This is a genomic window from Burkholderia sp. AU30280 (assembly GCF_020420125.1).
Lineage (GTDB): Bacteria > Pseudomonadota > Gammaproteobacteria > Burkholderiales > Burkholderiaceae > Burkholderia.
Genome location: NZ_JAIZRY010000007.1, coordinates 133484 through 153276, shown reverse-complemented (window position 1 = coordinate 153276; position 19793 = coordinate 133484). Strand labels below are relative to the sequence as shown.

General features: G+C 59.7%; 17 protein-coding genes. 8 read left to right on the top strand and 9 right to left on the bottom strand.

From position 1 onward, the window contains the following. The first annotated feature begins 30 nt into the window (after positions 1-30). From LGN17_RS17815 to LGN17_RS17805, 3 genes are all read left to right on the top strand, one after another. Positions 31-282 carry a PAAR domain-containing protein gene (locus LGN17_RS17815; RefSeq protein ID WP_226197955.1) on the top strand — a complete coding sequence of 84 codons (252 nt, stop codon included), beginning with the start codon at positions 31-33 and terminating at the stop codon, positions 280-282. Between the two features lie 1903 nt (positions 283-2185). Next, a complete protein-coding gene (locus LGN17_RS17810) occupies positions 2186-2479 on the top strand; it encodes a hypothetical protein (RefSeq protein WP_226197954.1) in 294 nt (97 codons plus the stop codon). A 4-nt stretch (positions 2480-2483) separates the two neighbouring features. Further along, positions 2484-3158, top strand: coding sequence for a hypothetical protein (locus LGN17_RS17805; RefSeq protein ID WP_226197953.1), 675 nt, complete (start codon positions 2484-2486; stop codon positions 3156-3158). A gap of 7 nt (positions 3159-3165) precedes the next feature. Here LGN17_RS17805 and LGN17_RS17800 read toward each other — a convergent pair whose 3' ends face one another. Next, positions 3166-3486, bottom strand: a complete 321-nt coding sequence (locus LGN17_RS17800; protein WP_146978792.1) for a helix-turn-helix domain-containing protein — start codon at positions 3484-3486, stop codon at positions 3166-3168. On the opposite strand from LGN17_RS17800, the gene LGN17_RS17795 reads away from it, so the two are divergent. Then, positions 3485-4513, top strand: coding sequence for a cell division protein FtsZ (locus LGN17_RS17795; RefSeq protein WP_226197952.1), 1029 nt, complete (start codon positions 3485-3487; stop codon positions 4511-4513). The two genes, LGN17_RS17800 and LGN17_RS17795, sit on opposite strands and share 2 nt — an antisense overlap. 41 nt (positions 4514-4554) lie before the next feature. Here the strand turns inward: LGN17_RS17795 and LGN17_RS17790 are convergent, their stop codons facing one another. After that, entirely contained in the window at positions 4555-4878 is a 324-nt protein-coding gene (locus LGN17_RS17790) for a helix-turn-helix transcriptional regulator (RefSeq protein WP_226197951.1), read from the bottom strand. A gap of 116 nt (positions 4879-4994) precedes the next feature. Between LGN17_RS17790 and LGN17_RS17785 the strand changes: the two genes are divergently transcribed. Together LGN17_RS17785 and LGN17_RS17780 are read left to right on the top strand one after the other, a co-directional pair. Further along, entirely contained in the window at positions 4995-5462 is a 468-nt protein-coding gene (locus LGN17_RS17785) for a hypothetical protein (protein ID WP_226197950.1), read from the top strand. 188 nt (positions 5463-5650) lie between these two features. Beyond that, complete coding sequence (locus LGN17_RS17780) at positions 5651-6517, top strand: hypothetical protein (protein WP_226197949.1); 867 nt, start codon at positions 5651-5653, stop codon at positions 6515-6517. A gap of 90 nt (positions 6518-6607) precedes the next feature. Here the strand turns inward: LGN17_RS17780 and LGN17_RS17775 are convergent, their stop codons facing one another. The 5 genes from LGN17_RS17775 to LGN17_RS17755 form a co-directional block, all read right to left on the bottom strand. Continuing rightward, positions 6608-8410, bottom strand: coding sequence for a UvrD-helicase domain-containing protein (locus tag LGN17_RS17775; protein WP_226197948.1), 1803 nt, complete (start codon positions 8408-8410; stop codon positions 6608-6610). 239 nt (positions 8411-8649) lie between these two features. After that, entirely contained in the window at positions 8650-9438 is a 789-nt protein-coding gene (locus tag LGN17_RS17770) for a hypothetical protein (RefSeq protein WP_226197947.1), read from the bottom strand. A 176-nt stretch (positions 9439-9614) separates the two neighbouring features. Beyond that, entirely contained in the window at positions 9615-11228 is a 1614-nt protein-coding gene (locus LGN17_RS17765; RefSeq protein ID WP_226197946.1) for a hypothetical protein, read from the bottom strand. Next, the gene (locus LGN17_RS17760) at positions 11225-11707 is read right to left on the bottom strand and encodes a helix-turn-helix transcriptional regulator (protein ID WP_226197945.1); all 483 of its coding nucleotides are present in this window, start codon (positions 11705-11707) and stop codon (positions 11225-11227) included. The genes LGN17_RS17765 and LGN17_RS17760 overlap by 4 nt, the downstream gene beginning before the upstream one ends. 294 nt (positions 11708-12001) lie before the next feature. Next, on the bottom strand, positions 12002-13357 hold the full coding sequence (locus tag LGN17_RS17755) for a tyrosine-type recombinase/integrase (RefSeq protein WP_226197944.1): 1356 nt from the start codon (positions 13355-13357) through the stop codon (positions 12002-12004). 576 nt (positions 13358-13933) lie between these two features. Here LGN17_RS17755 and LGN17_RS17750 point away from each other — a divergent pair. Continuing rightward, a complete protein-coding gene (locus LGN17_RS17750; protein WP_226197943.1) occupies positions 13934-14368 on the top strand; it encodes a hypothetical protein in 435 nt (144 codons plus the stop codon). A gap of 89 nt (positions 14369-14457) precedes the next feature. Here LGN17_RS17750 and ppx read toward each other — a convergent pair whose 3' ends face one another. Beyond that, complete coding sequence (gene ppx, locus LGN17_RS17745; protein WP_175958083.1) at positions 14458-15972, bottom strand: exopolyphosphatase; 1515 nt, start codon at positions 15970-15972, stop codon at positions 14458-14460. A gap of 277 nt (positions 15973-16249) precedes the next feature. On the opposite strand from ppx, the gene ppk1 reads away from it, so the two are divergent. After that, positions 16250-18313, top strand: a complete 2064-nt coding sequence (gene ppk1 / locus LGN17_RS17740; RefSeq protein ID WP_226197942.1) for a polyphosphate kinase 1 — start codon at positions 16250-16252, stop codon at positions 18311-18313. A gap of 126 nt (positions 18314-18439) precedes the next feature. Here the strand turns inward: ppk1 and phoR are convergent, their stop codons facing one another. Then, entirely contained in the window at positions 18440-19759 is a 1320-nt protein-coding gene (gene phoR, locus LGN17_RS17735) for a phosphate regulon sensor histidine kinase PhoR (RefSeq protein WP_175958085.1), read from the bottom strand. Positions 19760-19793: the final 34 nt, after the last annotated feature.

Here is a 19793-nt window from a genome sequence, read left to right as displayed (position 1 = left end):
CGATTTTTACTTCCGCTGAACAGACGGCAGATGATCAATTTGATTCGTATCGGTGACGCGACAGATCACGGTGGCAAGGTTGAAACCGGCTCCACGACCATGCGTTTCGCTGGCCGCTATGTCGCCCGTAAGGGCGATCGCGTGTCGTGCCCACAGCATCCCGAAGTGTCGTCCAACATCATCGTCGAAGGCGATCCGTCAATGACGGACGACGGCATTCCGATCGCACGGCACGGCCATCGCGCCACGTGCGGCTGTCACCTGATCTCGAGTCTCGTTTGATCCTGAGATCAAACAAGGTGCCAACGTGTCGACAAATGTCGTTGGTTGTGTATCGAAATCAGCGCTCGCAGATGTTTAGCGCCCCGCGCCTGACACCTTTGCCGGGCCGGGTTGTGGGGTGGCACGTGGTTTGTTATTGGTAACGGGTGCAGTCTTTATGGCAACCGGTGATGATCGTCTCGCAAGAATTCGTGCCTACCTCGCGGCGACAGGATTCGCGCTGATGGCCCGCGAGTGGCGCGGTGTATCGAGTCGGTATCGGTTTCGTTGCGAGATCGGTCATGTTTCCTCCCAGTCGGGAGCAAGCCTTGGGCGCCTCATCCGTGGAGCGCGCGGCCCGCTGGTATGTCATCAATGTTGGGTTGAGCGGACGCTGACTCGAATCCATGAGACTACTGGCTCGGCTGGAGGCCAATGCCTGAGTAAGCGATATCGTGGAAAAAACGCGCGCCACCGCTTCGTCTGTGCTGCCGGCCATAAGTTGGAGGCCACTGCCGCTTCGGTCTTGGCCGATCATTGGTGTGCAAAGTGTTCAACCGAACGACGAGCTGAGCGTCGTCGATATCAAGCTGGGCTGAAGCCAATACAGGATCGCGTGGTGGCGAGTGCTTGTCGACCGTCTACGATGGCCGGATGGCGAAATATCGATTCAGATGCGCTTCGGGGCACGAATGGGAGGCTGCGGGCTACGACGTCTTGCGTAAGGCGTGGTGCCAAGAATGCTCTTCAGATCGTAAGCGGATGCCGGACGGACTTGCGAAGTTACAAGAGAAGGCGGCAGAGCATGGTGGCAGATGTCTTGCATCCCTGTATCAACGTATTCAGGCTCGTTACCCATTTCAGTGCGAACGGGGGCACGAGTGGATGGCATGGGGTACGGAAATCCTAAAGGGGCACTGGTGTCCGACATGTCGCACTGAAGACAGACAGCGGCTGGGTATGGAATTGATGCGATCGATTGCTGCGGACCGGGGCGGCATGTGCGTATCTGAGCACTATGTCGACAACAACACGAAGCTCCAATGGGAGTGTGCGCGTGGCCATCGATGGTGGGCGAGACCTCGGCAGGTTTCGTCAGCGGGCAACTGGTGCGCTCAATGTCAGTACCTGTCGCAGATTACCCTCGAAAAAACGAGGCGAAAGCGTCGTTATGAGGCAGTTACGTCGTCGGAACGTTGATTTGGCGTCGCATGAATGAATCTGATGGAGCTGGAAAACAATGTCGAGCCTCGTTTTGGCATTCCAGCGTCTGATTCGGGCAGGTAATAAAGGCGTTAGCCAATATTTCGGACCACCAAATACACGAGGCATCCTGTTTTGCTCAAAAAATGAGCACCGTCACCCGTTTTTCACCCCGCAACGGTCCCATCTGGCGGTTGCCGCACCGCGCAAACATTACAAAATTCTTTCGCCGAGAAAATTCGGCCCATAGGGCCGCCGCATGGCTGCGCCCATATTTGGCCCTATCTGGGGTGAATCGGAGCCCCTGACGGGCCGGAAAATAAGTCAGAGGGTCATTTCCGGTACCACCGGAGTGTTCGAGACCGGCCAGAAAACACTAAAAAGTAAAAATTACCGATTTGAGGGTGATTGATCGATCCCCTTTATCTATTTTGGTCGGGTTGTGCTACATTTTCCGTGCCGAAGAGTCGTTCTTGGGTGTTTTTGGTCGATTTTTAGCGAAAATCCCTAGTTCTACCTCTCTGCCTCGTGGTTGCCTGCACGTTTTACGGCTCCGCCTGGGCATCGCGTCTTCAACGGCTCTCGCGGTCCCATTCATCGCACCTCGCTTTCCTGAAACGCCCCTATATCGCCTCGCGTTTCAGTCTTTTCCACCCTTGAGATTGTTTCCGAACATCAGTTCGGTGCCTTCGCTCGCCTTAATTATTATGGATACCTAATTATGGATGCGCATCGTCGTGAACCTTTGTTCCCTCTTGGCTTGATTGTTGCCACACCGGGTGCGCTCGATCTTCTCGATCGAACCGGCACCAACGCCAATGGCCTACTTCGGCGGCACAGCAGAGGTGATTGGGGTGTCGTCTGCGCGGCCGATGCTTGCTCGAACGATCTCGCGGTGACACATGGAACACGTCTGCTGTCTGCGTATGAGCTGGGCGATCGTCGCGAACGGCTGTGGGTCATCACGGAAGCCGATCGGCGGGCGACAACCCTCTTGTTGCCGTTCGAATACTGACCCGATGGAGACCACCGTGCAGCAACTCCATCCGGCTCTTCAGTCCGGCCGACGTCTCACTCTCGCGAATTCGAATGCTCCAGCATTTTCGTTTCAGGGTTGCTGGGACGGCGGCTGCGCGTGGCATGCGGCAGCAATGGCGCTTGCCATGCTTGGGTTCTTGTCCGATCCCTTGCATGTGTCGTCGCGTCGTAGCTTCCCGGAAGCGGAATTCTGGCGTCGTGCACAGCCGCTCTATCTCTCCGGCGTGTCGCTCGAAGAGTTGCAAGCGCTGATTCGAGAACTCGACTGGGGATTACGCCCAGCCTGCTTCGAGGGAACGCACACAGACGTTTTCCGGTTCAGCAAACGAGAAGTGATGCGCGGTCGGCCGGTGATCCTGACATTTCGACAATCACGCCGCGCGACCCTGCATGCAGTGTTGGCCGTCGGTATTGAGGGGCGAAAGATCGGGGCGACCTTCGACGGACATACGTTGCTGGTAGTCGATTCTGCCGAAGCCGAGCCTGTACTCGCGGCCTACAACGCGCGGTTGACACGGACAGCAGCCGACCGCGGCAGGTTGAGTGGAAATGCCCAATACGTCACCGGGTTTGATCAACGGAAAGTCGTGCTCACCGGCGCAATGTCGATCAGGTCATCTGCAACAGCGGCAGAGAGGAAGGCTCGGCCGCCGTAGTGCAGCGTCAGCGCAATCGCGAGCGTTCGATCTTGGGCGGCTTGGCGGCATTGACGCGCCGTGTGTCCTTGTCTTCCAACGTCATCGTCAGCGGCGCAAACAACTCTGCGAGCGAAATCCCGAGCGGCCCACACAACGCAGCGAGAGTCAGCACTGTCGGGTTCGTCACACCCGACTCTATCGAACTGATCGCGGCTCGGCCGACCGACGCCTCATGGGCAAGGTCTTCCTGGCTCTTCCCAGCCTGGCGACGGACTTCCTTGAGCCTCTTTCCGACGGCGACGGTGATGGGGTTGCGTTCTTCAGTGGGCGGGGCGGGTGCTTTCATGACCAAGAGGATGCCGCCTCAACGCAGCAAATACCATCGCTCAAACCATTCATTATTTGATATGTTAACCGTACAAACAGACCAAGGGCACGTGCCTGCGGCCATCCGGGGAAACAGAAAAATGTCTGCAACCACCATACAGAAGTGCATTACAACGGACGGAATCCAATTCGAGAGATGGCCGGCGCGGCGTTCAATCGACCACGGGCACGGTCATTCGCCGGTCCATATTGTTGGTGTAGGAGAAGTTGGGGGCGGATTGGCCGCCGGCCTCTACTACCGACTCGGCGTCGATGACGGCATCACATTCCAGCAGGTCGCAGCAACGAACGGGGTTTTGTCCGACGACGGGCAACTCGTTGCCGGTCACGTACCGTTCGAGGGGGCAAGCGCAGTAATCGTCATTACAGCCACCGGCGAACCGGATGCGCTGCGGGTCTCGGCGGTCGTCAGCGCAGCCGCAAGAGCGGCCGGTGCACTCGCCGTTGCGCTGCTGGCTCAACCGCCAATGCCTCCGGGAAATCTCGTTCGAACCGTCACGACTGAACTCACGCGCTACGCCGACGCTGTCGTGTTTGTTCCCGAATCTCCTCACCCTTCCGTTCTGCATTGTCTGGTCGACGTCTACCTGATGGCGATGCATGGGGCACGGTCGCCGTCGCAGAAATGGAAGATGCCGACAGGCAGCGATTTTCTCGACGTGCGCGAAGCGTTCAGTGGCGCGACCGGCGCAGTGATCGGTGTCGGCGAAGGAAGTGGCCCCGATCGCATCAAGGGCGCAGCGCAACAGGCGATAGACGACATCGGCTCTGCCCAACTCTCAATGGCGGCTGGGTTGCTCTTGATGGTTTCAGGTGCGGCAACCCTTCGATTGCGGGAAGTCGCGGCGGCTGCCTACGCCGTTTGCGAGATGACCACGGGCGATGCCGCTTCCGTTCTTGCCGCGCATTACGACGATCGACTCGGAGAGACGGTACGCGTCACCGTGATCGCGGCCGAACGAGACGAATGCGATGGTGCGTCATGACGAGCCTCGATCAACAGAGGCGACGGAAAAAACCGCAGCCATTACCGCAGAGGCCGGCGTCTCGGCTGCGGTGCTTCGCCACGGTGTTCGCCTGTCGGTTTAAGCGCCATTTTCAGCGGCTCGAATAGGTCTGCGAGGGTAATCCCAAGCACGTAGCAGATGGTCGCCAACGTCTCCACAGTGGGATTACCAATACCACGTTCGATGGCACTGACGCGGGTCCGATCGAGACATGCCTCGTATGCCAACTCTTCTTGAGACTTCTCGGCCTCGATCCGGCACGCCTTCACTCGCTTGCCGATAGCAGTCGCCACGGCGTTACGCCGATCACGGGTTCTCGGTTTCGTACTCATGGCGTTCAGCATGCTGCTCTGACGCCTTTAGAACCACGTCTTACAAACCACTATTAAATGAATCTTATAAGCAACATGTTTACGATACACTTCCGGCCGCTGGCTGACGGTAGACCAGCATAAACGAAGTGGAACTTCACGAAACAGTCGCCCTGCGTCGCGTTGACTGCGGGCATCAATCCAAAACTGCAAAGGGGCTTTCAATGAATACTTCTGGAGACCAGACGGGCAGCGCCACGACCACTCAAGCCCAAACCGCCACACCGACTCGAAGAAGCAAATTGGGAACAGCGGCATGGATCATCGTTGCTCTGTTCGTCGCGCTCTTGGCGACGGGTGTGTACATGCCTCAGCATCCAAGCCACCCCGCTCTCAAGTTTCTCTTTCTTTGGTTCGGTGGTGCATGGCTTGGCTACATCGGCGTGAGGCTGGGCGACGGCGTACGGAAAATCTTCCGGCCGGACATCATTGTCACGACCGGTGGAATCTCCGATGCGATTTGGGCGAGGATGTGCTGGGCGATTGGCCCACAATGCGTCGGACTGTTCTTGGGCGCAGTTACTGGCACCAGCATCTTGGCTGGCTGGATTAGCTGAGCCAGTCAGACGAGTCTACGGGGCGCTCACACGGACCGAAGGTAGCGAAGCCAGGTTGCGCTTCGCTACCTGCAACCGATATCTCGAGCTCCGGCTAAAGTTTCCTCTGATGAATGCCGACATACGGATTTGAACTGGGCTTTCTCTCTGGCCTAGCGATGACGCATCTCGACACAAGGAACCACTGCATGCTCGACAAACTGCTGGAAGTCTTGGGGAATTCTCATTTCGAGGCCTATTTAGTTGGCCCCTTGCTTGGCGTGCTCTTCGGCGTGATTTTCAATGCGCTCGGGAAACGTCCGGGACCGGATAACGCCGACAGTACGCCTCGAGATGTCAAGCGCGAGATCGATGAATTTCGCCAACGCTCGTCCGAAAAGCAAAGCGTTCACCACCATCACCATTATCACGGAGCTCGCTCATCGTCGAGCGATGACGGAGGTGCGGTGATATTTCTTGCCGGTCTCGCAATGGTGGTCGTGCTGTTTCTGTTTGCGGCCTTCCTTCCTCAGATCGCGGGAACGTTGTATTTCTTTAATACGACAGTTGCAATGTGCTGCATCACCGCCGCGCTGCTGGCATGCTTGACTGGAAGATTCAACACGAGCGACTGGTGGTTGCAGGCCGTTTTTCCGGCGGTCGTTTCGACTGGGTGCTTCTGGCTTACGATTAAGGCGCGGGCAGCAATTAGCCCGGATGTAATCGTGTATGCGCAGAGCCTTCTTGCAGATAAGCCATTGAATGTCGGCACGGTCTTGAATGCCGCGGTGAAGTTCTTTACTTCGCTGCGCAACGATTATGTCCAGTGGATGTTGTTCGATATGCTTGCATTTGTATGCGTCATCACCTGCGCGATCTTCGCCTTCCTGCGATTCGTTTTTTACGTTTCACTTTCAAATGCTAGAGAAAGTAACCGCGGTGTCTGGGTGTGGCTGGCTCTGCGGACGGAAAAATTCGGTGGAATCGGCAGCGCGTTTTTCGTAGCCTTCCTGTTCATATTCGGCGTTTTTCTCGCGCACGGGGATGTCTATCAATTGCTTCATCAGACCGCCTGAAGGCTTGAACAGATCAGCCAGTTCAATGCCGATCGCTTAGCTTGGACGTGCTCACGAACATCGAGTGGGCACGCCCAGGCGAAAACCGAATCAAGCCCGAACCAGGCGGCTACCGCCCGTTGCAGTCGCAACCAACGTCTCACTGCAAGACAACGTCGCTCTTACACGGCTATCGAGAAAACGAGACGGCTCGACAAATTTCTGTCGCGACGGCGCATGATAGAAAGGCGCGTGGAGCAAATGCAACTGCTTGCGCGCCCGAGTAACCGCGACGTAGAACAGCCTACGCTCCTCCTCGATTTCGCCCCTCTTGATCTCCCGATAGAACGGAATCGAACCATCATTCACGCCGAGCACGATGACGTAGTCCCATTCGCCCCCCTTTGCTCCGTGAATAGACGACGTAACGACTGGCGCCTGCATGCGAAGTGTCGCGATATGCTCACGAAACGCTCGGACCGTCCTGAACTTCCGGCTGGTGGCTTGCCAGCGCCCTAGTTCACTCGCGAGATTTTTCGGCATGTCGCCTGCGGCTCTCGCGAGACGCAGATAAATTCGCGTCGCCATGACGTAGCGGCCTTCGAACGATGGGATGCGCGCTGCCTTTATCAACATGCGCAGGCAGTCGTTGATAAGGGCCTGCCGTACGTCCCTCCCGCTGATTTCGCGAAGACGGCGAGCTCTCCAAAGCCGTTGTGGTTTACGACCAACCTTCGCCGTACCAACGCATGCCTGAACCAACGACAGCATATCCAGAGCACGATCGACGTGCTCGGGTAACCGCGGGCTATACGTCGAATCCGTTTCGTAACCAGCGGCAAGCAGTGCCTGCTCGACCGCTCGCAGCGGCGCTTTTGTTCGACTGAGGATGGCAACCTGATTACCAGGCACACCATCTTCCTTCAGCCTTCTGATCAATTCGACCACTTCGTCTTCCTGCTCGATCACAGAGCCGCACTGCGTCAGCGACGGCGTGACACCGTGACGGTTGCCAACGGTACGATCCTTGCCGTTACTCAGTATCGCGTTTGCCAGCGCAGCATTTTCATGCGTGAGCCGGAATGAGCGAGAGAGCGGCAGTGTCACAACGTCACGCATCACTTCGCGCAAATCTCTCGCTTGACCACCGATGAAGCCAAACACGGCCTGATTCGGGTCGCCAAAGACCATCAGGTTTCGTACACGTCTTGCCAGACCAACGAGAAGCTGCGTTTGAGCAGCGTCCATGTCCTGCGCCTCATCGACGAGAATATGTGTGTACGGAAGCGGCGTGCTCTCGATGACCGAACAAGCACGCCGCAGCATGGCTGGATAGTCAATCCCGCCAGCAAGCTCGACACGCTTCTCATACGCGATCCGGATCAGGCGCAACTCCGCAAGCACATCCCCATAATCCGAGAAACCTGATTCCACGTCGTGCACGAGGCGTCGCGTCACGTCATCGCTTCCGTTGCATCGTTTGAAGAACTCGGCCAGACGCCTTATTTCAATATCCGTACGCAGCGCAACGCCGGTTCGTTCCCGCACCGCACGGCATGCATTCGGGCAGGTCAACAGCGTTTTCTCAAGCAACGCTATGCTACGTTGCGGCGACAGCAGCACGGAGCGCTTGGCGTTACTGCCGCCAGTTCGGCGCACGAGGTCCAACGAAAACGAGTGGAACGTCCGCACCGTAATGGCATCAGGCAGGCGCTTCTTCAACTCGTTGACAGCCGTGTTCGAGAAGCACAGCACGAGAATTTTCTTGGCGAGCACGCCACGATCAAGCTGACGACGCACGCGCGCATTCAACGTGTGCGTTTTGCCGCTACCGGCGCAGGCAGACACGTACACGCGCGGAATCGTCGTATTGATGATCGCAAGTTGCTCGGCAGTGAATTGGAAATTTTTCACGATCATTTACCTGTGACACGTGACAGCGTGACATGCATCGGTACGCTGATTTTGGTCCGGAGGTTGTGAATTTTCTCTTCGAAAACCACGGGAAAGCAGGCACGCAGATGCGAAAAACGCCATGACGTATCCATAGAGATGGATTGGAATACGGAAGCGAGGGAAGGATAAGGGGATGAAGATTGGGGATATGTATCATTGCCTCCCCCCCCCCTTCTTCCCGTCACACAGTCATGGCGTCACGCTACGAGAAACGGCGCATTGTCGATCGGCGTCAACACACTCGCGATGCTCGGATTGCCACGCCAGCAATCCTGCAGCACGAAGGTATCGCCGTGGCGATAGCGATCGAGGAACCGATCTGCGCGGTTTGCGAGTGCCGTGCCCGACACGTCGATGCTGTCCGGGTTGAGCCAGCGGCCGAGCTCGACTTTCGACGGCAGCCGGAACAGCCTCAAATGTTCGGTCCAATACGCCCGATGGTCGAAACGGATGCAGTCTTCCAGGCTCAGCAGCCCGCGCTGCGCCAGCGCATCGACACCTTGAAAGCGATGCTCAAGATGGCAGCACGGGGAGCGGTCCTGACGCGCAGCCCACAACTTGCTGGGGCGATCGGCATATAGCACGACGTTACGCAAATTCTTCGACAAGTCATCCGCAGCGCGCGGCGCGAAATAGGCAGTCCCGTCTTCGAACGTGACTGCGTGACGGAGGTATGGCACGCGCATATGCTTCAAAATGAAGCGATAGAGCATGTTGCCGGCCTTGCGATCAGCAACCAACCAATCGAGCGCCAGCTCGGCGTAGCCCATACGGATACGGTGACGCGACTTAAACGCACGTTGCAACTCGATCAGTGCCTGGCGGCCCGGCTGGAAAAGCATGACCTGCGCTTGCCAGACCGGATGAAACGGCAACGAATAGCAGTTCGTGATCGTCACCTTTTCGCAGTGCCGCCGCACGAGCGAGACCGGAATGTCAGGCGCGGGATGGTCTATCCAGAACGTCAACCGGTCGAATCCTTCCACTGTTCTCGTGATAGCGTCTCGTGCGCGTTGCACCTCGACTGGCTGCTTCGTATACGTAGATTTCATGATGCAAGAAGAATCGAGGCAGCATCGCGTCGAATGCGCAGCGCTGTTGCGGTATGGATTTAAGATCGACCAAGAAGCACGCGCGGCCGCAAAGCCGCTCGCGACTTCTCCTACAACGTTCGCAGGCGGGCGAAGTCGATGGCGTAGAAGCGCGCTCGCCCTCCGTCGATGCGCTTTTGGTACTGCGCGCCGTCGCCGTTGGTCACGAGCAGATGACGCTTACGAAGCGCATCGAGGACACGGGTTTTGTCGAAACGCGAGACGATATGCGTGTCGAACGTTCGGGACTCGATCAGCATCAGCTCTCGCCCCTTCACGGTCTCGAAAGTGACCTCGCGATCGATCGGCTTGGCGCGCCGATTCTCCATGCCCGTATCGGTCAGCTTCTTTACAGCATTGATCACGTGACGTTCGAACGCCAGCTTTCGATCACGATGACGTTCAGACCAACGCGTCACACAGGCGTCCATCACCGCATCGACCGCTTCGCCCTCCCACGGAACGACGCCGAACTGACGCCCGCACGTAAGCGCGTAACGAAGCAAGGCGAAGGTAGACGCAGCAATACGAACGGCGTCTTCACTGGGGTCGCCCTTCATCGTCCCGAGATAGCGGCTAGCGAATTTCGGCATCTTACTGTCGGCGTGACGAATAACTGTCCCCGGATCGCGCAGAACTGCATCGATGAACGTCTTGGCAACAACGGCGCCGAAGTGTTGGATCGCGACCGGAGCCGATTGCGTCACACGCTCGATGACAGTTATCTGCGGTTTATCAAAGGGAATCTCAATACTGCCGGTCGGCGGAGAAGGCAAGGCGAGACTCCGCGGAATATCCAGTTCGCCAGTCACAACGAGAGTGACCGGTGCCGGCGTCAATTCGAATTTCTCGATGCGACGCTCAGTGCGCGAGGCCACATCGGAAAACTGGCAGACCTGTTGGAACGCCTGCTTGCGCGACTTGGCTGTAGAGAGCTGAACAAGCGTGCTATCACTCGCATGCAAGCGCGCAGGCCAAGTGGCCATTTTTGTACCGAACGCGGAATCCGCGAGCGAACGGATATGCGCCTCGTCCGACTCGGAGACGCCCGACGCAACAATCGCAATCGGATCACAACCGAGTAGCGGCACAAGCGGACTTGCGAGGTGTGCAGCCACAAGAATGACCGAGCACGACGAAAGATCGGTCGTCAACACCTCCTTCAGCAACGCAAGATCGTCGGTTTGCATACCGACAGGTACGGGTCCTTCGACGTAAACGGGGATCGGGCCAGACGACGAGTAGGCTATATCACCGAAGCGACAGATCGGCCCGGCATCCTGACCGTGCGACCAGCCGTACGGAATCCCGTACATTCCAATCCCGTCCGGGCGCGTCATAGCAACATCAAAGACTGTTGACGAATCGGAGGTAGCGCTGCCGAGCGACACACCGGCCTTGATTAGTGCCGTTCGTGCCCGGGTTGCCGACGTGAAAACGCCTTCCGGCAGCAAGCGGCGGACGCGGCGGCCGGCCGCGTGCTCGAACTCAATCACACGGCGCGGTTCGCGGCCGTGCAGATCGTACGCAGTCGCGATCACTGCGAAAGCAGGCGCCTGGGCAACTTGAGCTACACCAGCGCTTTCCGGCTGTTCCGAGTAATCGCCGGTGCGCGGCTCCAGTGCCGAATCGAGATCGCTCGGCAATGCTGCCTCGAGCGCGTCGGTTTTCACCTGTTCGCTCATTTCGCCTCCGTGCCGAGCGACGCAAGGAAACGCTCGATGTCCGACAGCTTCCAGCCGCGCGCTCGCGGGCCGAGCGCAACGGAATGCGGCAAGAGACCTGCCTTTTGCCATGCATATGCTGTCGTGCGGCTGATCTGGAGGATGACGAGCAGTTCGGGGAGCCGAACGATACGGTCGGATGTCGTCGGCTCGCGAGTCCGATTAACCGACATAGTTTCAATCGCGCAAGCAGGAGGCAACGTACTTACGTCAAGCTGACGGCGCACGTTGCGCGAGAAGTCGCTAAGCATTACTTCACGCTTGGTCGCCTCACCGTCAGACGACAGCGCGTCATCTGCGGAGCAGGAAGAATCAAGGTAAAGAGGCGCCGCACTGGCCGGCGGCCCTTCGATAGTGTGTTTGGAACCCATGGCAAACAGTCTGAGTTGGAGGTTCGGCTCGAAAATACTCCAGACGCGGAGAAGTCCTTTATCGACCATCACACACCAAGCCGCGCAAATACAAGGCTGACATGTGAGCGCGTCTGGGCGCTTATGGTGCTGCACACCTGCGAGCGTGACTTCGCAAAGACAGGTGGTGATAAAGGGCTTCCGAGGCCTGGAATACTTTGCCCGACCCGATTCCCAAACTGCAGGGTTCTCAACATCGGTCGTATCCACGGACGACCGCGTTAGGCAGAGTTAAGACTGTATCATTTTTCGGGTACGGGCAATCCTGCCAGAACCCGACCGCCATATGTTGTGTTGATCAGGATTCGAATTAGAATTGGGGCACTATGCCGAAGCCGTGGCGCGCTCAGTTAGCGCTTGAAGGTGCTGTCCCAAGACGTCCCACGCGTGCGCCATTTCATCGGCATAGTCGTGCTGCAGGTAGACACGATCAAGTTTGTCCGCCCGGGCGTGGTTGAGGCATCGATGCACGATGCTCTCCGCGATGCCGAGACTCTGCATCAACGTTCCGCAGGTTCGCCGCAAATCGTGGCACTTCCATTGCCCGCCTTCAAGCAGCAATGCATTCGTCTGCTCGGTTCGGCCAGGCAACGGCTTACGATTCGGGCGCTGCCGATCTGCTAACGCTTTCCCGACAGTCTGGTTGTTCAGTGCAGCACAGTGGTTCCGGCTGGACGGAAATACAAATTCGCTGCGCAGTTCTTCCGAAAGCCTTCCCCGCCAATTCCACAACGCAGCAAAATGTGAATGCGTGAAGTCGGACATTCGCACATTGTGCGCAACGCCAGACTTCGCGTTTTCGGCAGGGATGAACCACGATTTGTTATCGAGGTCGACGTGCTTCCAGCAGGCGGCAACGGTTTCTCCCACACGTGTCCCTGTAGACAACATTATCCAGATCGCTGCCCGGATCACGAGCGATAGTTCGGCGTTCGGAATGATCTGGGCGAGCTTACGGATTTCGGCCTCGCTCAACACTCGGTCACGCTCGTTGTCGCGCACCGGGTCGTAGCCACCGCTCACGATGTTTTCGGCGCGGATAGCCAAAATGTCGCTACTTGCAAGGAGGCGCTTCCACGGCTGATTCTGATCGCCCCAGCGAAACATCTGCTTCAGGTCAACAAGTAAAGCCGTGGCCTGTCTGTTCGCGCCGCGATCCGAGATTCGCGTAAGGATCGGCCGCACGTCTGTCGCGTACAACTGGGCTAGTGGTCTACCGCCAATTTCGCCGAGGACGAATTTTTCGAACGTTCGGACAATCTCACTGCCACCGTCTTTTCGTCCGCGCTTGCCGCGTTTCGTGGCGATTGTTGGAAACCATGCGTCGTACAAATCTTGCACGGTTTTGGCTTCCGACTGCTCTTGCTCGCGTTGGAGGCGGTGCGCTTCGAGATCGTCTCTAACTTTCTGCTGATGATCGACGCCACTCCGCGCCAGAGCGCGAATGGCAGCGGCTTCATGCCTTGCATCAGCAAGTGACAGGTAAGCGGCGTCAGTATTTGACCCGTAGCGACGGGGCAGCGTTACAGTTGTTTCCTTGCCGTCGACCGTGTACTTGACCTGCCAACTCTTCGTACCGTCCGTTGCGACGCGAACCCGTAGACCATCGCCGTCCGAAAGACAGTACGCCCTATCCTTTCCTTTTGCCGACTCTATTGCCCTAACTGTAAGCTTACCCATGCCCCGGTGATCTATCGTCGTTGCGTTACCGCCATGTTACCGGATTTCGCTCGAATTCCATCGCGCTTAACGGGACCAAATCGAACATCAAAACCGCACATCACATTGAAATTAAACGGATTTTTTGTTCGTTGCGGACGTTACGGAACCAATCCGGACCATACGAGAAGTGATTTGGGATCAGAGGGTCGTAGGTTCGAATCCTATCGCTCCGACCAAAGGAATCAAGGGGTTACGGTTGAACACCGTAGCCCCTTTTCCGTTTCTGGGCCCTTTGAGCGTCAGCCGGGATTCCCGGTTCGCAGCGCCTCGGTTCATTGCGGGGGATCAATTGCGGGGCATCGACGCCAAACGATCCACACCGCCCTCGGCGGCCATTTTTCAACAGTCAACACGAAGCAAATGGCTCATGGCCTTTCGCTCTCGATGCAGGAAAGACTGACTGGAGAGGATCAAGGCCCCGCCTCGCCGGCACGTCGGAATGCCGACAGCATACGTGCCAACGTGCCACCCGCGGCCCGCATACGGCACTTGCCGGAACACGCGATAATACGTATGAACAACCCGCATCCGCGCATGAAAAACAACATTCTGAACACCGCCCTCTGCGCATCGCTGCTCGCGCTCGCGACCTCTGGCACCGCATCGGCCAAGGCGCTCGACGACGCACTCGACTGCCATTCGACCGGCCACAAGTTCGTCGCGCCGCTGCTCGCCGCCGGCGACATCCAGTCGGAGCCGATGCACGTCGAATCGAACTCGGTCAATGCATTCCGCACGAGCCACGCGTTGACGGCATACGGCTTCGGCGTCTATGTCGTACTCGGATACCAGGCGAACGACCCGATCTTCCGCACGGGCGACGGCACGCCGATCGGCGACTGGGCCTATGGCGTCGTGGTGCGCGGCACGAAAAGCGCGGTGGAGGAAGCCGTGCGCAAGGCCGGCAGCGACGCGACCGTCAAGCAGGCGTTTCCGTTCCTGACCGCGATCGTCTGCTCGTCGGACTGAGCAGCCGTCAGGACGATCATGCGGCATACATGAGGGGGGCGGGCCAGGCCACCCTGCTGCCAGCCCCTCCCAGCCCCGCTTTCGACCTTTTACGCGCCGGTATACACCACGCGATACGGAATACCGACCTTCTCCCACTCCGCCGCTTCCTGGCTGAGGCTGTAGTCGGTGAGCGGGTTCTGCTCGACCCACGCGCTCGGCAGGCGCACTTCATACCCGCCCTTCTTCATCTGCGAGACGGAAATGTCCGGTAGCCCCGCATCGGTCCGGCGCCGGCACAGCAGCGCCGCGAGCCGCAGGCAGAACAGCAGCGGCCACTCGACGTCGCGCGCCTGCGACAGCTTGCCGAGCTTGCCCGCGTGACCGAGCACGAGCGCGGCGAGGCGCGCCTGGTCGGTGCGCGAAAAACCCGGCATGTCCGCGTTGCTCGCGATATAAGCCGAGTGCTTGTGATACGCGCTGTGCGAGATCGACAAACCGATCTCGTGCAACGCGGCCGCCCAGCCGAGGAACATCCGCCCTTCCTCGCGCGCTTCTTCGTCCGCTTCTTCGAGTTCATCGTAGAAGCGCCCCGCCAGCGCGCCGATCCGCTCGGCCTGCGCACGATCGACGCCGTAGCGGCGCGTGAAGCCCTCGACGGTCACCGCGCGCATGTCCTCGTGCTGCGTCCGGCCGAGCAGGTCGTACAGCACACCGAGGCGCAGCGCGCCGTCGGTCGTATCGACGTAGTCGACACCGAGTTCCTCGAACACCGCGAGCATGATCGCGAGGCCGCCCGCGAGCACCGGCACGCGATCGGGCTTCAGCGCGATCAGCTTCAGACGGTTGACGTTCTCCGACTTGATCAGCGCACGCTTCAGCCGCTCGAGGCCGCCGCGCGAAATGCCGTGCGTGATGCCCGGATCGTTGAAGCCGTTTGCCTCGACAAGTTCTGCAAGCGCACGCGCGGTGCCCGACGAGCCGATCGCCTGGTCCCAGCCGGCCTTCTTGTACTCGCTTGAAATGATCTGGATCTCGCGCTTGGCAGCGAGTTCGGCCTGCCGCATCGTGTATTCGTCGACGTTGCCGGCCGGGAAGAAGGTGCGGCTGTGGCTCACGCAGCCGATATAGAGGCTCTCCATCACGATCGGCGTGTAGTGCGAGCCGATGATGAATTCGGTGGAGCCGCCGCCGATGTCGACGACGAGCCGCTTGCCGGCGCTCGCCGGCACCGAGTGCGCGGCGCCCGCATAGATCAGCCGCGCTTCTTCGCGGCCCGCGATCACTTCGATCGGGAAACCGAGCGCCGCTTCGGCCTCGCCGAGAAATTCGGCCGCGTTCTTCGCGACGCGCAGCGTGTTGGTCGCCACCGCGCGCACATGATCGGGATGGAAATCGCGCAGGCGCTCGCCGAACCGCTTGAGCGCCTCCCAGCCACGCTCCTGCGACGCGCGATCGAGCATCTTGTCGCTCGACAGGCCCGCGGCCAGCCGGACGGGCTCGCGCAACGCATCGACGGGATAGATCTGGCTGCCCGCCGACGTTTCCTCGACACGCCCGACGATCAGCCTGAAGCTGTTCGAGCCGAGATCCACGGCAGCCAGCAAGTGGGGGGTTGTAACCATCGAATGGGGCTCCGTGCGCGTTCGCCCGCGGCGGCCGGTCGGCCACCCTGGGCGATCAATCAAAGGCGACATTTTAAGCGTGGAACGCTTGCCATTGCCACGCTTCACGGGCATGCATACTGCTCGATTGCATATAGCCGAAACATTTATGAGACGAAACGGTTGCGGCGTAGAATTTCCCGATATAAATACATTATTGTCATCAGCACGTCATCGTACCGTGAGAGTTTCCGAGCGTCCTTTCGAATCATCGCCCGAATCACCCCCTACTCTGCCGATGTCCGTCCGTTATCCGCTTCTCAATCGTGAACTCGGCATCCTCGGTTTCAACGAGCGCGTGCTGGCTCAGGCAGCCGACCCTCAAGTGCCGTTGCTCGAGCGCCTCCGCTTCATCTGCATCACCAGCAGCAATCTCGACGAATTCTTCGAAGTCCGGATGGCCGGGCTGCAGGAGCAGATCCGCGACAACCCCGGCGCACTGACGCCCGACGGCATGTCGTTACAGCATGCTTACGACCTCGTCGTCGAACGCGCACAACGGCTCGTCCATCGACAGTACACGATGCTGCACGAAACCGTGCTGCCCGCGCTCGAACAGGAAGGCATCTACTTCCACGCGAGCGACATGTGGAACGACGAGCAGCTCGAATGGGCGCGACAGTACTTCCTCGACGAACTGCTGCCCGTGCTGACGCCGATCGGCCTCGATCCGGCCCACCCGTTCCCGCGCGTGCTGAACAAGAGCCTGAATTTCGTCGTCGAGCTCGAGGGCCGCGACGCGTTCGGCCGCCAGGCCGTGATGGGCATCGTGCAGGCCCCGCGCGCGCTGCCGCGCGTCGTGCGCATGCCGCACGCGCTGTCCGGCTTCGAGCACGGCTTCGTGCTGCTGAGCTCGTTCATGCAGCGCTTTGTCGGCGAACTCTTCCCGCAACTCGTCGTGAAGAGCTGCAACCAGTTCCGCATCACGCGCAACAGCGAGCTGTTCGTCGACGAGGACGAAATCACGAACCTGCGCGTCGCGCTGCAGGGCGAACTGCCCGCGCGCCACCTCGGCAATGCCGTGCGTCTCGAGGTGTCGGCCGACACGCCGTCGCACATCGTGCGACGCCTGCTCGAGGAAAGCGAACTCGGCGAGAAGGACTGCTATCGCGTGACCGGATCGGTGAACCTCGTGCGGCTGATGCAGATTCCCGATCTCGTCGATCGTCCCGACCTGAAGTTCGCGCCGTTCGCCGCGTCGACCCCGGCAGTGATCACGAACGCGCCGACGATGTTCGACGCGATCGACAACGGCGACATCCTGCTGCACCACCCGTACGAGAGCTTCCAGCCGGTGCTCGAACTGCTGCAGCAGGCCGCGAAGGATCCGAGCGTCGTCGCGATCAAGCAGACGATCTACCGCACCGGCACCGATTCGCCGCTGATGGACGCGCTGATGGAAGCCGCGCGCAATGGCAAGGAAGTGACCGTCGTCGTCGAGCTGCTCGCGCGCTTCGACGAGGAAACCAACATCAACTGGGCGTCGCAGCTCGAAGCCGTCGGCGCGCATGTCGTGTACGGCGTGGTCGGCCACAAGTGCCACGCGAAGATGATGCTGATCGTGCGACGCGTCGTGCAGGCCGGCAAGGCGTCGCTGCGCCGCTATGTGCACCTCGGCACCGGCAACTACCACCCGCGCACGGCACGCCTCTACACCGACTTCGGGCTGATGACGGCCGACCAGAAGATCTGCGAGGACGTCCATCACGTGTTCCAGCAACTGACCGGCATCGGCGGCGAACTCACGCTGCACGAGCTGTGGCAGTCGCCGTTCACGCTGCATCCGCGCATCATCGACGCAATCCGCGCGGAGATCGACAATGCGCGTGCCGGCAAGCGCGCACGCGTCGTCGCGAAGATGAATGCGTTGCTGGAGCCGACGGTGATCGCCGCGCTGTACGAAGCGTCGCAGGCCGGCGTCAAGGTCGACCTGATCGTGCGCGGTGTCTGCGCGCTGAAACCCGGCGTGCCGGGGTTGTCGGAAAACATCACCGTGCGCTCGATCGTCGGCCGCTTCCTCGAGCACCACCGGATCTACTATTTCCACGCGAACGGTGCCGAAGACGTCTATCTGTCGAGCGCCGACTGGATGGACCGCAATCTGTTCCGCCGCGTCGAAGTCGCGTTCCCGATCCGCGATCGCAAGCTCAAGCGGCGCGTGATCGCCGAAGGCCTGTCGGTGTGCCTCGGCGACAACCAGTCGGCATGGCAGATGCACAGCGACGGCCACTACCGCCGCCGTCGCGCAGGCAAGACGATCCGCAACGCGCAACTCGGGCTGCTCGCGAAGTTCTGTTCTTGAACCGGTGGCGCGGCGCGAATCGCGCTCCGCGCCACCCATAAAAAGCGCAGCCCGCGGGCTGCGCTTTTTTGTTGCGGATCCGGCATGCCGCCGCTCGCCGAACGAGCGACGGATGCGGTGACGCGATCATGCCTCGTATGCGGCCGGCCGGATCGCGATGATGCGCGAGCCCGGGAACCGCGCGGTGAACGTGCTGCCGCGCCCTTCCTCGCTCTGCACATACAGGTGCGCGTCATGCCGCTGCAGCACGTGCTTGACGATCGCAAGGCCGAGCCCCGTGCCGCCCGTGTCGCGCGAACGGCTGCGATCGACGCGATAGAAGCGTTCGGTGAGCCGCGGCAGGTCGGCGGCCGGGATGCCGAAGCCGCTGTCCGTGACGGAAAACACGCCCTGCGCGCCTTCGCGCCGCCACGTCACGACGATCTTGCCGCCTTCCGGCGTATAGCGGATCGCGTTGGTGACGAGATTCGCAAACGCGCTGAACAGCTCCGTCTGCGCGCCGGTGACGCCGAGCGTCTCGTCGATCGAGAACGCGATGTCGTGATGCCCGTTCGACAGTGTCTGCGCGTCCTCCTTCAGATGGTCGAACACGGCACGCATGTCGATCGCACGATCGACCGGCGGCTTGCTCTCGCCCTCCAGCTTCGCGAGCACCAGCAGGTCGGTCACGATGTGGCGCATCCGAGAGGCCTGCTGCTCCATCATCTCGAGATAGCGCGCGCGGTCTTCCTCGTTCAGCGGCAGCTCGCGCATCGTCTCGAGGAAACCCGACAGCACGGTGAGCGGCGTCTTCAATTCGTGCGACACGTTCGCGACGAAGTCGCGCCGCATCGCGTCGGTCCGCTCGAGCTCGGTGATGTCCTGCGTGAGCAGCAGCTTGCGGTTCTCGCCGTACGGAAACACCTGCACTTCCAGCACGTTCTGCCGCGAGTCGCCCATGCCGCGCATCACCAGGGTTTCGTCGTAATGCTGCGCGTTCAGATAGCGTACGAACTCGGGATGGCGAACCAGATTGGTGATGTGCTGGCGCAGATCGCGCTTCGCGTCGAGGCCGAAGTGGACCTCGGCGATCGCATTGCACCACTCGATCTGGTCGTGGTCGTCGAGCATCGCGACGCCGTTCGGCGACGCCTGGATCGCCTGGATGAAGCGCGAGTGCTGCTGCTCGACCTGACGCACCTGTGCATGCCACTGCTTCGCGAGCTTGTGCAGACGATAGTAGATCTCGCCCCAGATGCCCGGCGCGCTCGGCACTTCGCCGTAGACCGGCGCATCGAGCAGCCGCCACAGACGCTGCGTATGAAAGGTGCTGAAAAAGCCCTGCGCGACCAGCATCACGACCACGAACACGAGGCCCGCGATCGGGCCGGCGAAGACGCCGACCAATACGCCGATCAGCACGAGCAGCACGAGCGACACCAGAAAGCGCGCCCAGATGATGTTCATGATTCAGCGCCCGAAAGAATGAACGGCATGCCGC